The sequence below is a fragment of the Vibrio sp. SG41-7 genome (genome assembly GCF_014164465.1).
GTDB lineage: Bacteria > Pseudomonadota > Gammaproteobacteria > Enterobacterales > Vibrionaceae > Vibrio > Vibrio splendidus.
Genome location: NZ_JACJFF010000488.1, coordinates 1 through 206, shown reverse-complemented (window position 1 = coordinate 206; position 206 = coordinate 1). Strand labels below are relative to the sequence as shown.

Sequence of the window (206 nt, the reverse complement as noted above, 5' to 3'; positions counted from 1 at the left end):
AAGGGCGCGAATATACTTTGTTAATCTGATGTAAAAAGAACTTTTTCCCTGTAATCTTTATTCCATGCGGCTTGGTTCATCTTTCTTGGTACAGACAAGTTACCCTCTGATTTTCTAAATAGGTTCTGCACAAAGCGACGACAACAAGCCATATTCAACGCCGAATCCCCGGCGTAAATTCGCTGCTCGTCTTCTTTAAAAATAAC

General features: G+C 40.3%; 1 pseudogene. It reads right to left on the bottom strand.

From position 1 onward, the window contains the following. Positions 1 to 20 precede the first annotated feature (20 nt). Positions 21 to 206, bottom strand: a pseudogene (locus H5300_RS27690) (ISAs1 family transposase); the annotation flags it as partial.